Here is a 12464-nt window from a genome sequence, read left to right on the forward strand (position 1 = left end):
AAAGTCCCCCGTCACCTCAGCGCCCCCTCACGCGTGAGCAATAGCGGGAGGGCAAGCACATGACCGCACAACCCGCGGAGCGCCTCGCGGATTTCGACGACTTCTACGCCGCCACGGCCAAAAAAATGGTCGCCGTCGTCTTCGCCGTCACCGGCGACCTCGCGGAGGCCGAGGACGCCGTCCAGGAGGCGTACGCCCGCGCCTGGACCCGCTGGGACGCGCTCACCGCCGAAGGCGACCCGACCCCCTGGGTCAGAACCGTCGCGCTGCGGCTGGCCGTCAGCACCTGGCGCAAGGCGCGCAACCGCATGCGCGCCCACTTCCGGCACGGGCCGCCGCCCGACGCGCCCGCGCTCGCCCCGGACCGGGTCGCGCTGGTGGACGCGCTGCGCTCGCTCGGCGACGACCAGCGCACCGCCGTGGTGATGCACCACCTGCTGGACCTGCCGATCGAGCAGATCGCCCGGGAGACCGGGGTGTCGTCCGCCGCGGTACGCACCCGGCTCAGCCGCGGACGCAAGGCGCTGGGCGCCCGGCTCCGGGACGATCCCGAGCCCGCGGACCCCGAACCCGCGGCCCCCGCCGCCCGCCGACCCGCCCATCCCGAGCACCTACGCACCCTGGAGGTGCCCCTCCATGGCTGACGCGCCCGACGACCGGCCGCCCGGCACCGTCCCCGGCGACAGCACCGGCCCCGGCCCCGGCCCCGGCGACCGCGACCGCGCCCGTATCGACGACCGGCTGCGCGACCTGGCCCACGACACCGAGCCGCTGGTCGTGCTGGCCGGGCCGGCCGCCGCCCGCTCCCGCGGCGAGCGGCGCCGCGCCCGGCGCAGGGCCGCGGCGGTGAGCGCCGCCGCCGCGCTGGTCCTCGGCGTCGGGGGCTGGCAGCTGCTGCCCCGGCTCGACGCCACCGGCACCCGTACCGCACCGCCCGCCGCGTCCGCGTCCGCGGCCCCCGACCCCGTGCCGTCCGCCTCGGCGCTCGGCGAGCGGCTGCTGGACGGGCTGCTGCCGCCCAGCTCGCTGCCGTACCCGGTGAAGTGGCAGTGGTCGGTGGCCGGTGACGCGGAGGCGAAGAAGATCACCCCGGAGTGCGGCGTGCCGGCCATGGCCGGCACGACGGCGACGGCCTCGCGTACCTTCCGGGCCGCGATGGTGCCCGCGACCGCGTACGAGAAGGTCTTCGTCCTCCCCGACGCGACCGCCGCGGCCGATGTCGCGGACGGGCTGCGCAAGGAGATGGCGCCCACGTGCGGCATGTCCTTCGCCACCACCGACGCCGGCGCCTGGGGCATGCAGCTCGCGCACCGCTCCATGGGCGTGTCCGACGAGCACACCGGCGTGGTCGTGTGGGTGCAGAGCCAGGGGCGGTACGTCGCCGTGCTGGTGCTCGACAGCCCGAAGTCGCCGGTGGCCGTGGGCCTGGGGGACGAGCCCGACGGGCCGCGCCCGGCCGGCTGCCTCGCCGACTCCCTCGACCGGATGGCCCTCGACCACTACCCCGCGGCCCTGCCCTCGACGGCCTCCGGCGGCACCGGCGGCAGCTACGGGAGCCGCGGCGGCACCAGCGCCGGCAAGGGCCCCGCCCAGGGCGCCGGCCCCGCCAAGACGCTCACCGCAGACGACTGCTGACAAGGACCCACCACCGTGTACCGCACCGTGCACCCCACCGCGTCCCGCACCTGCACCGGACCCGCCATACCCGCCCGGCGCCGCCCGCGGGCGCTCACCGTGCCCGCCCTGCTGCTGGCCCTGCTCCTCGGCGCCGCCGGCTGCGGCGGCCACGACGGCGCGGCCACCGCCCCTGGCGCCCCGGGCGGCGACGCCAAGGGCGGCACCTCGGCCGCCGCCCCGCGGCCGGGCGTCACCGTCACCCCCGCCGCCGGCCGCAGCGTCGCCCCCGGCACCCCCGTCTCCGTCACCGCCACGGGCGGCGGCACCCTCGACGCCGTCACCGTCACCCCGAACGGCAGGTCCGGCGACGGCGTCGACCCCGTCGAGGTCACCGGCACGCTCGCCGCCGACCGGCACACCTGGACCTCCGACCGCACCATGACGCCCGGCACCTCCTACACCGTCACCGTCACCTCCTCCGACGCCGCCGGCACGAAGGCCACGACGTCCAGCGGCTTCCGTACGACGGCCGCCGCCAAGGTCAACGGCGTGACCGCGACGCCGCTCAACAACGCCGTCGTCGGCGTCGGCCTGCCCGTCTCGCTCGCCTTCGACAAGCCCGTCACCGACAAGGCCGCCGTCGAGCGGGCCCTCGACGTCACCACCACCCCGGCGGTCAAGGGCAGTTGGGGCTGGCTCACCGACCCGCTCACCGGCATCCAGCGGGTCGACTGGCGCCCCGACACGTACTGGCCGTCCGGCACCGAGGTCACGCTCACCGCGAAGCTCAGCGGTATCGACACCGGCGGCGGGCGCTACCTGCGGCGGGACGTCCACGACACCTTCAGCGTCGGCACCGCCCGTATCTCGTACGCGGACCTGTCCACCCACCGCATGCGCGTCACCGAGAACGGCCGTACCGTCAAGGACTTCAAGATCTCCGGCGGCAGCGCCGCCTGGCCGACCTGGAACGGCACGATGGTCGTGATGACCAAGCAGTCGACGGTCCGCATGACGTCGTCCTCCGTGGACATCGCCACCAGCGAGGACTCCGCCGACTTCTACGACGAGGACGTCCACGACGCGGTGCGCATCACCACCTCGGGTACGTTCGTGCACGCCGCGCCCTGGAACGACCGGTACATGGGCAAGCAGAACAAGAGCCACGGCTGCATCGGCCTCAGCGCCGCCGACGCCGCGTGGTTCTTCGCCGCCGCCACCCGCGGTGACCTGGTCATCGCCACCGGCTCGACCAGGGCCGTCGTCGACAAGGGCAACGGGTACGGCGAGTGGAACCTGACCGCGGCCCAGTGGCACGCGCTCAGCGCCCTGGCGTGAGGCGCGGGCCGCTGCCTGCGCCCGAGGACCGAGACAGCCGTGACCAGCATGTGACCGACGGGTAGGCTCAGGCCCGTGTCAAAGCCCCTGAGCCTCCCCTTCGACCCCATCGCCCGCGCCGACGAGCACTGGACCCAGCGGTGGGGAGGCGTCCCGTCCATGGGCGCGATCACCTCGATCATGCGCGCCCAGCAGATCCTGCTCGGCCAGGTCGATGCGGTCGTCAAGCCGTACGGGCTGACGTTCGCGCGCTACGAGGCCCTGGTGCTGCTCACCTTCTCCAAGGCCGGCGAGCTGCCGATGTCCAAGATCGGCGAGCGGCTGATGGTGCACCCCACGTCGGTCACCAACACCGTGGACCGCCTGGTGGCCTCCGGCCTGGTCGACAAGCGCCCCAACCCCAACGACGGCCGCGGCACGCTCGCCTCGATCACCGACAAGGGCCGGGAGATCGTCGAGTCCGCCACCCGCGACCTGATGGCGATGGACTTCGGCCTCGGCGTCTACGACGCGGAGGAGTGCGCGGAGATTTTCGCGCTGCTCAGGCCGTTGAGGATAGCGGCGGGGGATTTCGAGGAGGGCTGACGAGCGAGCTCCCGGAGCGGTCGGCCGAGGAACGAGGCCGCCCGCGGAGGGAGTGAGGAGGAAGACCGACCAGGCAGGAGGAGGGCTGACGAGCGAGTTCCCGGAGCGGTCGGCCGAGGGACGAGGCCGCCCGCGGAGGGAGTGAGGAGGAAGACCGACCAGGCAGGGGGAGGGGTAGGCAGGGGGAGGGCTGACGGGCGGGGGTGAAAACCGGGGCGGGACGGCCCGGGGTTACGCTCATGGGCATGAAACAAAGCGTGCTGACCCGCTACCGGGTGATGGCCTACGTGACCGGCGTCCTGCTGATCGCGCTCACCCTCGCCGTCATCGGCAAGTACGGGCTCGACATCAGCGGCGCGGGCACCGCCACCACCGTGATCGGCTTCGCCCACGGCTGGCTCTACGTGGTCTACCTGGTCTTCGCCTTCGACCTGTGCTCCAAGGCCAAGTGGCCGATCGGCCGGATGGCCTGGGTGCTGCTGGCCGGCACGGTCCCGACCGCCGCCTTCTTCGTCGAGCGCCGCGTCACCCGTGAGCTGGCCCCCCGGGTCGTCGTCCCGGAGACCGCCGAGCCCGTCAAGGTGTAGCCCGCGCGCGACCGGCGCGTACGGGTAAAAAAACCGGCCCATCCATGTGGTGGGCCGCGTGTCATCGACATTTACTAGGACGTCCTAGTAAATTCGAGGGTATGGACGCTGCGGAGATCGAGACAGGACGCCGGCGCTGGCAGGCACGCTACGACGCCAGCCGCCGGCGGGACGCCGACTTCACGACGCTCTCCGGGGACCCGGTCGAGCCCGTGTACGGACCGCCGCCCGGCGCGGACGTGCCGGGGTTCGAGCGGATCGGCTGGCCGGGGGAGTATCCCTTCACGCGCGGGCTGTACGCCACGGGCTACCGCGGCAGGACGTGGACGATCCGGCAGTTCGCCGGCTTCGGCAACGCCCGGCAGACCAACGAGCGGTACCGCTCCATCCTCGCCAACGGCGGCGGCGGGCTGTCGGTCGCCTTCGACATGCCGACGCTGATGGGCCGCGACTCCGACGACCCCCGCTCGCTCGGCGAGGTCGGCCACTGCGGTGTCGCCATCGACTCGGCCGCCGACATGGAAGTGCTCTTCCACGACATCCCGCTCGGCGACATCACCACCTCCATGACCATCTCCGGGCCCGCCGTCCCGGTCTTCTGCATGTACCTGGTCGCCGCCGAACGCCAGGGCGTCGACCCGGCCATACTGAACGGCACGCTCCAGACCGACATCTTCAAGGAGTACATCGCGCAGAAGGAGTGGCTCTTCGCCCCCGAGCCGCACCTGCGGCTCATCGGCGACCTGATGGAGCACTGCGCGGCGGCCATCCCGGCGTACAAACCGCTGTCGGTGTCCGGCTACCACATCCGCGAGGCCGGCGCCACGGCCGCCCAGGAGCTCGCCTACACCCTCGCCGACGGCTTCGGCTACGTCGAGCTGGGCCTGAGCCGCGGCCTGGACGTCAACGTGTTCGCGCCGGGCCTGTCGTTCTTCTTCGACGCCCACCTGGACTTCTTCGAGGAGATCGCCAAATTCCGCGCCGCCCGCCGCATCTGGGCCCGCTGGATGCGGGACGTGTACGGGGCGACGTCGGAGAAGGCGCAGTGGCTGCGCTTCCACACCCAGACGGCGGGGGTCTCGCTCACCGCCCAGCAGCCGTACAACAACGTGGTGCGCACCGCCGTGGAGGCGCTGTCCGCGGTGCTCGGCGGCACGAACTCGCTGCACACCAACGCCCTCGACGAGACGCTGGCCCTGCCGAGCGCCCAGGCCGCCGAGATCGCGCTGCGCACCCAGCAGGTGCTCATGGAGGAGACCGGCGTCGCCAACGTCGCCGACCCGCTCGGCGGCTCCTGGTACGTCGAGGCGCTCACCGACCGGATCGAGCAGGACGCGGAGAAGATCTTCGACAGGATCCGCGAGCTCGGCGAGCGCGCGGTGCCCAGCGGCGAGCACCCCATCGGCCCGATGACGTCCGGCATCCTGCGCGGCATCGAGGACGGCTACTTCACCGGCGAGACCGCGGAGGCCGCCTTCCGGTACCAGAGCGCGCTGGAGAAGGGCGACAAGCGGGTCGTCGGCGTCAACTGCCACACCGGCTCGGTCACCGGCGACCTGGAGATCCTGCGGGTCGGCCACGAGGTCGAGCGCGACCAGGTCGCGCTGCTCGCCGCCCGCCGGGCCGCCCGCGACGACGCGGCGGTGCGTACCGCGCTCGACGCGATGCTGGCCGCCGCGCGCGACGGCGGCAGCATGATCGCGCCGATGCTGGACGCGGTCAGGGCCGAGGCCACGCTCGGCGAGATCTGCGACGTGCTGCGCGCCGAGTGGGGCACGTACGCCGAGCCGGCCCGCTTCTGAGCGCCCCGCACATCCCTCCATCCGCCCCCTGCGGCGCTGACCAGGCACGCGGTCGCGGTCGGTACATTCGAGGCCGACCCGGTCCCGCTGCTGAGGAAAGGATGTGTGTGGCCCTCGAAGCGACCGTCGGCGACGACGGGATGGTCTACATCAGGGAGACGGAACAGCCGGACGTGGTGGCCGTGACCACCGCGGCGAAATGGGACGCCTTCGTCAAGGGCGTCCTGGCGGGGGAGTTCGACCACTTCGTGGCCGGCTCCGCCGCCGCCGGAATGGCCGGTTCGCCGGCCGGAATGGCCGGAGGTGAGGCAGCCACCGCGCGGAATTTGTCCTGAGCCCGCCGGCTCAGAAGAGGTTCCGGGCGGTGTGCAGACCGCCGAGCCCGACGACGAGGAGCCCGGCGAGCCGGCGCGCCCACTCCTCGTCGACCGGCTCCGACGACACCATCACCCGGTGCACGACCGCCCCGGCGACCACGTCGAAGATCAGGTTGTCCCGCCACGGCGCCGCCGCGCCGCCCGCCGGGGCGTCCGGGTCGGAAGGGTCCGAAGGGTTCTCCGGGTCCGCCGGGTCCGCCGGGTCGTCCGGCGGGATCTCACCGCGCTGCTGCGCCCGCTTCCTGCCCAGCACCACCAGGTGCTTCTGCCGGTCCACGATCGCCGCCCGGATCCGCAGCCGCAGCGCGTCGTCGTGCGTGGCCTCCGCGATCACCGCCATCAGCGCGGTCCTGGTCTCCGGCCGGTCCAGCAGCTCGGCGAAGCGCAGCACCACCCCGCGGATGTCGGCCTCCAGGCTCCCGCGGTCGGGCAGTTCCAGCTGCTCCTCGAACAGCGCCGCGACCGCGTCCACCACCAGCTCGTTCTTGCCCGGCCAGCGCCGGTAGAGCGTCGTCTTGGCCACTCCCGCCCGCGCCGCGACGTCCCCGAGCGTGAGCCGGCTCCAGCCCACCTCGGCCAGCGCGGACCGGGTCGCCGCGAGAATCGCCCGGTCGGCGGCGGCACTTCGCGGGCGCCCGGTGCGTTTGCCCGAGGACAGGCCGGAGCGGATGGCACACATAGGGCGGACCATACCGGCCGGTAGGTAGCGTGACGAGTGAGCGGTCTCACACCGGCCGGTGCCGCGCCGAAGATCCCCGTGCAGTTACGCTACGGGTCGTAGCGAAAGACCCCGCCGCCTCGGCGCGGGTGTTCCGCACACGCGGTTCCGGCGGCAACCACGCTCGTACGGATGGGGATCCGTACCACCGCACACATGTCGCGGCGACGCGGCACGGCACCACACGACCGGGTGGTCGGGGCCTCGCGAACCGGCGGGGAGCCTGGCCCGATCCCGGGTCTGCGCACGTTCGGGTCCGGGAGGGGGGAGGATTGCCTCATGCAGCCACGGAACATGTCCATGAGCGGCGTGGTCGACCTCGCCGCGGTGAAGGCGGCCAACGAGGCCAAGGCGAAGGCCGAACAGGCCAGGGCGCAGCGGCAGGACGCCGGCGCCTCCGCCGCCCCCGCTTCCCCGCTCGTCATCGAGGTGACCGAGGCGACCTTCGAGAGCGATGTCCTGCAGCGCTCCGCCGAGGTCCCGGTCGTCATCAGCTTCTGGGCCGACCAGGCCGAGCAGAGCAAGCAGCTCAACACGGTGCTGGAGCGGCTGGCCGGCCAGTACCGCGGCCGGTTCGTACTGGCCACCGCCGAGGTCTACGCCAACCAGATGCTCTTCCAGCAGTTCGGGGTGCAGGGCGTGCCGGCGGTCTTCGCGGTGCTCGCCGGGCAGGCCATGCCGCTCTTCCAGGGCCTGGCGCCCGAGGACCAGATCGCCCAGGTGCTCGACCAGCTCGTCGCCGTCGCCGAGGAGCGCTTCGGCATCGTCGGCCCCGAGGTGGACCCCGGCGCCGCCGCCGAGCCGGCCGAGGCCGCGCCGCCGCGCCCGGCCACCCCGCAGGAGCTGGCGCTGGGCGCCGCGCACGACGCGCTGGACGCCGGCGACCTGCCGGGCGCGATCCAGGCGTACCGCAACGTGCTGGCCGACGAACCGGCCAACGTCGAGGCGAAGATCGGGCTCGCCCAGGCCGAGCTGCTGCAGCGCGTGGAGGGCGCCGACCCGCAGGCCGCCCGGGCCGCTGCCGCCGCCGCGCCCGGCGACGTGGCCGCGCAGCTCGCCGCGGCCGACCTGGACCTGGTCGGCGGTCATGTCGAGGACGCCTTCGGGCGGTTGGTCGACGTCGTGCGCCGGACGGCGGGCGAGGACCGGGACGCGGCGCGGGTGCGGCTGCTGGAGCTGTTCGAGGTCGTCGGCCCCGACGACCCGCGGGTGGTGGCCGCGCGGACGAAGCTGGCGCGGGTGCTGTTCTGAGCGTGGGCATTTGCTCGGTGATTTAGCGATACGGCGACCGCTCTTTATCAAACCGTGACAATGGGTGGTCGCCGTCACCCCTCGTGATATGTCGGCACCGATGTGTCGGCACATCGTCATATATGCCGGAGTTCACCGGCCCTGTTTCCGCTACCCGGTGTGAGAATCCGCCGGGTGGCCGACGGACGTGCGACACGCATCCGTTACTCGCTAGTAATGAGCCCCTTGTGCGTCGGCCCCGAATGGACCACGATCGGCCAAGCTCGGTCCGTAGCCGGTGCCCGGCAGCCAGCCGGGGCCCTCGGCCCACGGGTCCCCGCCGAGCGGGAGCGCGCGGCAGCCGCCGCGCCCTCCGGGACAGGGGGGTCTCCGTCCGCCGGATGGAACCGGATGGAGCCTGTCCAGCAGGTTGCGCGAGAGCGTGGCCAGTGGTTGTCGCTCGGGGGTGATCGCCGACGTCACGGACACCGCCGTCCGGACTGCCCGCCGGGGCTTCCCCGTGGGCTGGACGGCGCCGCCCGGCCCGGCGCTCCCCTTCCGAGGACGTAGCACTTCTCCCATCACCAGGCCTGGATCCACTTCCCGGCCGGAGATGTACGTCCGAGAAGGAGGAAACATGGAATCGCACGTTCGTGGCGGTACCAGATGGCGCCGGTTCGCCGTCGTCATGGTGCCGAGCGTGGCCGCCACCGCCGCGATAGGCGTGGCCATCGCACAGGGGGCGCTCGCGGCGTCGTTCAGCGTGTCGGGCCAGCAGTTCAAGGTCCGGGCCGACACCCTGCACGGTGACGGCTTCGAGCAGTACGGGGCGCTGGACGTCAAGCAGGACGGCAAGTACGTGCCGGTGGCGGTGTCGGCGTTCACCGACGCCACCATCCACGGGCTGTGCCAGTCGGTCGTCATCCCGACGCCGATCGGCGATGTGACGCTGCGGCTGGAGGCGGGTAAGGGGAGCAAGGCCGTCACGGCCCACAACCTCTACATCGACCTCGACCAGCTCGACGCCAACGCCACGTTCAACGACATCAACATCGGTGTCGCGGCGGGCGCGAAGGGCCAGCCGGGCCCGGGCATCAAGGACAAGGACCTCACCGACCCGGGTTCGTTCGCCCAGACGGCGAAGTCGGCCGACCTGGACAACGTCCAGCAGACGGCCTGGGCCACCAGCGCGGGCACCTTCACGCTCGCGGGCCTGAGCCTCAAGGTGCACCTGGGCTCCGGTTCCGGGGTCGAGTGCTTCTGAGCCCGGCCTGAGCCGCCGTCGGGCGAGCCGTGCGGGGCGCGGCTCGCCCATGGCCCCGGCCACCTTCTTCACGTAACGCCAGTTCCAGGGAGCTGTTTTCCATGAGTGCCGAGTCGACAGGGGCTGTCGCCCAGCTGAACCGCGGCCGTATCGCCTTCCGGCACTGGCGGTGGGGACGCCCCTTCTGGGCCGGGCTGCTGACCATGCTCGCCGGGTTCCCCATCGGGTACATCCCGTACAACAACGTGACCTTCGGCCAGTTGACCGTACGCATGGCGACCACCGCGGGCGCCGGCGCGCTCATCATCGGCGTGCTGCTGGCCGTGCTGGGCCTGACGATGTGGTTCCAGAGCGCGGTACGGATCTTCTCCGGCGTCGCGGCGATCCTGCTCGGCCTGGTGTCGATCCCGGTGGCCAACTTCGGCGGCATCGTCATCGGCTTCCTGCTGGCGCTCGTCGGCGGGGCCATGGCCGTCGCGTGGGTGCCGGGCAAGAGCCTTCCCGACGCGCCGGGGGAGAAGGCGGAGCTGCCGGGCGGCGACCCCGGGGCGTCGGGCGACGAAGCCGGCTCCGATTCCGGCTCGGGTGCTGACGCCGCCGTGCCCGCCGTGCCCGCGGACCCGTTCACACCGCCCGAGCCGGTGCACGCCGGCGTAGGGGCCGACGAAGAGACCACCGAGGAGAACGGGAGGCACCGTGCTGGGTGACGAGGCTCAGCCGGCGGAGAGCGAGGGACCCGGCAGGGCGACGTCCGGACCGCGGCACGCGGCGCCGCGCAAGCCGCTGCTGACCAAGCTGCACATGCCGCTGGGCAAGGCGGTGGCGCTGGCCGCGATGCCGACCGCGGTGCTGATGGGCATGGGCCTGACCCCGCACCTGGCGCAGGCCGACGAGCTGCCCAAGAGCCCGTACACGCCGGGCCCGTGCGTGACGCAGTCCGAGACGCCGACGCCCACGTCGACCGGCTCCGGGTCCAGCTCCGGCTCCGGCGGCAAGGCGACGCCGAAGCCGACGACGAGCCCGAGCGCCGGCGCGAAGGGGGACGACGGCTCTTCCGCGCCTAAGCCGACGACGTCCCCGTCTCCGGAGGGCACCGCCAAGGCGAAGTCGCAGCCGAAGCCGGCGGACCCGACGACCGCGCCGGCGGCGAGCCCGAGCCCCAGCGCGAGTTCGGGCTCCGGTTCGGCCACGTCCTCGAACCCTTCGGACCCGCTGGGCCTCGGCGGCCTGCTGGGCGGGCTGCTCGGCGGCCTCACCGGCTCGTCCTCCTCCACCACCACCACCTCGCCGTCGCCGTCCGCGACGCCCACGCCGCCCACGCCGTCCGCCACCCCGACGACCAAGCCCTCGGACCCGGTGACGTCGACGGTCGACGGCGTGACGAAGACCGTGCAGGACGTCACGGGCACGGTCAAGGACACGACGAAGAAGACGACGGACGCGGCGAAGAAGACGTCCAAGGACGTGAAGTCGGCGAAGCCCGCGGACAAGCCCGCCGCGTCGGGGAGCGGGGCGGAGGGCTACCCCTGCCCGACCTACGACGCGAAGGCGCTCGCCGACGCGCAGACCGAGCAGGGCATACCGCTGCTGCCCGACGACCCGTGGGTGCTCAAGAGCTCGCTGCTGACGCTGTACGGCCTGAAGTACGACGGCATCGTGCAGGTCAAGACGTACAGCGGCGGCGTGAAGGACGTGCTGAAGTTCACCGCGACCGGTATCGACATCGGTGACCTGCACCAGATCGTCAACGGCCCGAACGGCACGAAGACCCACGTCACCGCCCGCTCCGGCTCGACGTCCACCTTCCGCAACGGCACGGTGACGATGTACACGGAGTCCCTGAGCGGCAACCTCCTCGGCGTCGTCCCCATCACCTTCACCCCGAAGGCCCCACCCCCCCTGACCCTCCCGGTCCTCTTCTTCACCGACGTCACGGTCATCCAGGCCGCCCAATTCGGCGGCGACCTCACCGTCCCCGGCATGAAGGTCCTCCCGGGCCAACCCTCCTGACCTCCACCCCAGCCGCCCGCCTCCGTTGCCCGGGGGCGGGCGGACCTGTGTCAGCCCCCGGGCCGCAGGAACTGCCGGGCGCCGCGCAGCGTGGTGCGCAGCCGCTGCCGGGTCGCCCGGCTGTCCAGGCGCACGTCGAGGGCTCCGGGCCGGCCGCTCTCGGCCCGCAGGGCCACGGGAAGACGCGAGGCGTCGAGACCGTCGCGCCGGGCGATGAGGACGCCCAGTTCGTAACGGCTCACAGCGTCGGGCCCCGCGAGATGGTGCACGCCCGCGGCGTCGCCGGCCGCCAGCTCCAGCAGGGCAGCCGCGAGGTCGTCGACGTGCACGGGGCAGCGGATGTCGTCGGTGTACAAGGCGCCCTCGGCAACGCCGGAGGCAAGGTCGCGCACGTGCTGCTCGTGCCGGGAACGCCCGTGACCGATGATCAGCGACGGCCGGGCGACGACGGCCTTCGGGTGGACGGCGAGCACCCCGGTCTCCGCGGCAGCCTTGGCCGCGCCGTACGGGGTGACAGGATCCGGCGGGGCGGACTCGTCGTAGCGTCCCCGGCGCCCGGAGAACACGGCGTCTGAGGACACATGGACCAGGCCGGCCCCCTGCCGCACCGCCACCATCGCGAGCTGAACGGGCCCCGCCGCCGTAACCGCCGAATCCTCACGCCCACTCGACGCGTTGACCACCACCCGCGGCCTCACCTCGGCCATGACGTCATCCACACCCCCCGCGTCCCGCAGATCCAGCCGCCGCCACCCGTCGGGCCCCGCAGCCCCGGGCCCACTCGCATACGTCGCAACCACCGCGTGCCCTGCCGCTCTGGCCCGCCGGACCAACTCGGCCCCCAGAAACCCACTGCCCCCGACGATCAGGATGGTCATGCGCCACACCGTTCCTTGAGGGCGTCCATGATGAGCGCCCGTGACGAGGGGACGTGCT

The 12464-nt window shown here is 72.9% G+C and carries 13 protein-coding genes; 11 read left to right on the top strand and 2 right to left on the bottom strand.

Translation table 11 applies throughout. The features are described 5' to 3' along the window. Positions 1-59 precede the first annotated feature (59 nt). The 7 genes from HCN08_RS16825 to HCN08_RS16855 all read left to right on the top strand — a co-directional run bounded on the left by HCN08_RS16825 (position 60) and on the right by HCN08_RS16855 (position 6264). Positions 60-644, top strand: coding sequence for a SigE family RNA polymerase sigma factor (locus HCN08_RS16825; protein ID WP_167983911.1), 585 nt, complete (start codon positions 60-62; stop codon positions 642-644). Continuing rightward, entirely contained in the window at positions 637-1635 is a 999-nt protein-coding gene (locus HCN08_RS16830) for a hypothetical protein (protein WP_167983912.1), read from the top strand. The genes HCN08_RS16825 and HCN08_RS16830 overlap by 8 nt, the downstream gene beginning before the upstream one ends. Before the next feature lie 15 nt (positions 1636-1650). Next, positions 1651-2955, top strand: coding sequence for a L,D-transpeptidase (locus tag HCN08_RS36195; RefSeq protein ID WP_167983913.1), 1305 nt, complete (start codon positions 1651-1653; stop codon positions 2953-2955). Positions 2956-3030: 75 nt separating this feature from the next. Further along, a complete protein-coding gene (locus HCN08_RS16840) occupies positions 3031-3540 on the top strand; it encodes a MarR family winged helix-turn-helix transcriptional regulator (protein WP_167983914.1) in 510 nt (169 codons plus the stop codon). A gap of 245 nt (positions 3541-3785) precedes the next feature. Then, the gene (locus HCN08_RS16845) at positions 3786-4127 is read left to right on the top strand and encodes a DUF3817 domain-containing protein (protein WP_167983915.1); all 342 of its coding nucleotides are present in this window, start codon (positions 3786-3788) and stop codon (positions 4125-4127) included. A 101-nt stretch (positions 4128-4228) separates the two neighbouring features. Next, positions 4229-5929 (top strand): acyl-CoA mutase large subunit family protein, encoded by a 1701-nt coding sequence (locus HCN08_RS16850; protein ID WP_167983916.1) that lies wholly within the window; start codon positions 4229-4231, stop codon positions 5927-5929. A 107-nt stretch (positions 5930-6036) separates the two neighbouring features. Next, positions 6037-6264, top strand: a complete 228-nt coding sequence (locus HCN08_RS16855; RefSeq protein WP_407648806.1) for a DUF397 domain-containing protein — start codon at positions 6037-6039, stop codon at positions 6262-6264. 10 nt (positions 6265-6274) lie between these two features. Here HCN08_RS16855 and HCN08_RS16860 read toward each other — a convergent pair whose 3' ends face one another. After that, entirely contained in the window at positions 6275-6985 is a 711-nt protein-coding gene (locus HCN08_RS16860) for a TetR/AcrR family transcriptional regulator (protein ID WP_167983917.1), read from the bottom strand. 318 nt (positions 6986-7303) lie between these two features. On the opposite strand from HCN08_RS16860, the gene HCN08_RS16865 reads away from it, so the two are divergent. The 4 genes from HCN08_RS16865 (at position 7304) to HCN08_RS16880 (ending at position 11528) form a co-directional block, all read left to right on the top strand. Beyond that, complete coding sequence (locus tag HCN08_RS16865) at positions 7304-8275, top strand: tetratricopeptide repeat protein (protein WP_167983918.1); 972 nt, start codon at positions 7304-7306, stop codon at positions 8273-8275. A gap of 616 nt (positions 8276-8891) precedes the next feature. Then, positions 8892-9518, top strand: a complete 627-nt coding sequence (locus HCN08_RS16870; RefSeq protein WP_167983919.1) for a DUF6230 family protein — start codon at positions 8892-8894, stop codon at positions 9516-9518. A 101-nt stretch (positions 9519-9619) separates the two neighbouring features. Then, the gene (locus HCN08_RS16875) at positions 9620-10225 is read left to right on the top strand and encodes a DUF6114 domain-containing protein (protein WP_167983920.1); all 606 of its coding nucleotides are present in this window, start codon (positions 9620-9622) and stop codon (positions 10223-10225) included. Continuing rightward, entirely contained in the window at positions 10215-11528 is a 1314-nt protein-coding gene (locus tag HCN08_RS16880; RefSeq protein ID WP_167983921.1) for a hydrogenase expression protein HypF, read from the top strand. Before HCN08_RS16875 ends, HCN08_RS16880 begins: the two co-directional genes overlap by 11 nt. A 50-nt stretch (positions 11529-11578) precedes the next feature. Here HCN08_RS16880 and HCN08_RS16885 read toward each other — a convergent pair whose 3' ends face one another. Continuing rightward, positions 11579-12406, bottom strand: a complete 828-nt coding sequence (locus tag HCN08_RS16885) for an SDR family oxidoreductase (RefSeq protein WP_167983922.1) — start codon at positions 12404-12406, stop codon at positions 11579-11581. Positions 12407-12464: the final 58 nt, after the last annotated feature.

The sequence above is a fragment of the Actinacidiphila epipremni genome (assembly GCF_012034175.1).
GTDB lineage: Bacteria > Actinomycetota > Actinomycetes > Streptomycetales > Streptomycetaceae > Actinacidiphila > Actinacidiphila epipremni.

What these genes read in the sequence shown, in the direction of transcription:
- HCN08_RS16825 (WP_167983911.1), top strand. Translation starts at nt 60, where the DNA reads ATGACCGCACAACCCGCGGAGCGCCTCGCGGATTTCGACGACTTCTAC.
- HCN08_RS16830 (WP_167983912.1), top strand. Translation starts at nt 637, where the DNA reads ATGGCTGACGCGCCCGACGACCGGCCGCCCGGCACCGTCCCCGGCGAC.
- HCN08_RS16845 (WP_167983915.1), top strand. Translation starts at nt 3,786, where the DNA reads ATGAAACAAAGCGTGCTGACCCGCTACCGGGTGATGGCCTACGTGACC.
- HCN08_RS16850 (WP_167983916.1), top strand. Translation starts at nt 4,229, where the DNA reads ATGGACGCTGCGGAGATCGAGACAGGACGCCGGCGCTGGCAGGCACGC.
- HCN08_RS16860 (WP_167983917.1), bottom strand. Translation starts at nt 6,985, where the DNA reads ATGTGTGCCATCCGCTCCGGCCTGTCCTCGGGCAAACGCACCGGGCGC.
- HCN08_RS16865 (WP_167983918.1), top strand. Translation starts at nt 7,304, where the DNA reads ATGCAGCCACGGAACATGTCCATGAGCGGCGTGGTCGACCTCGCCGCG.
- HCN08_RS16870 (WP_167983919.1), top strand. Translation starts at nt 8,892, where the DNA reads ATGGAATCGCACGTTCGTGGCGGTACCAGATGGCGCCGGTTCGCCGTC.
- HCN08_RS16875 (WP_167983920.1), top strand. Translation starts at nt 9,620, where the DNA reads ATGAGTGCCGAGTCGACAGGGGCTGTCGCCCAGCTGAACCGCGGCCGT.
- HCN08_RS16885 (WP_167983922.1), bottom strand. Translation starts at nt 12,406, where the DNA reads ATGACCATCCTGATCGTCGGGGGCAGTGGGTTTCTGGGGGCCGAGTTG.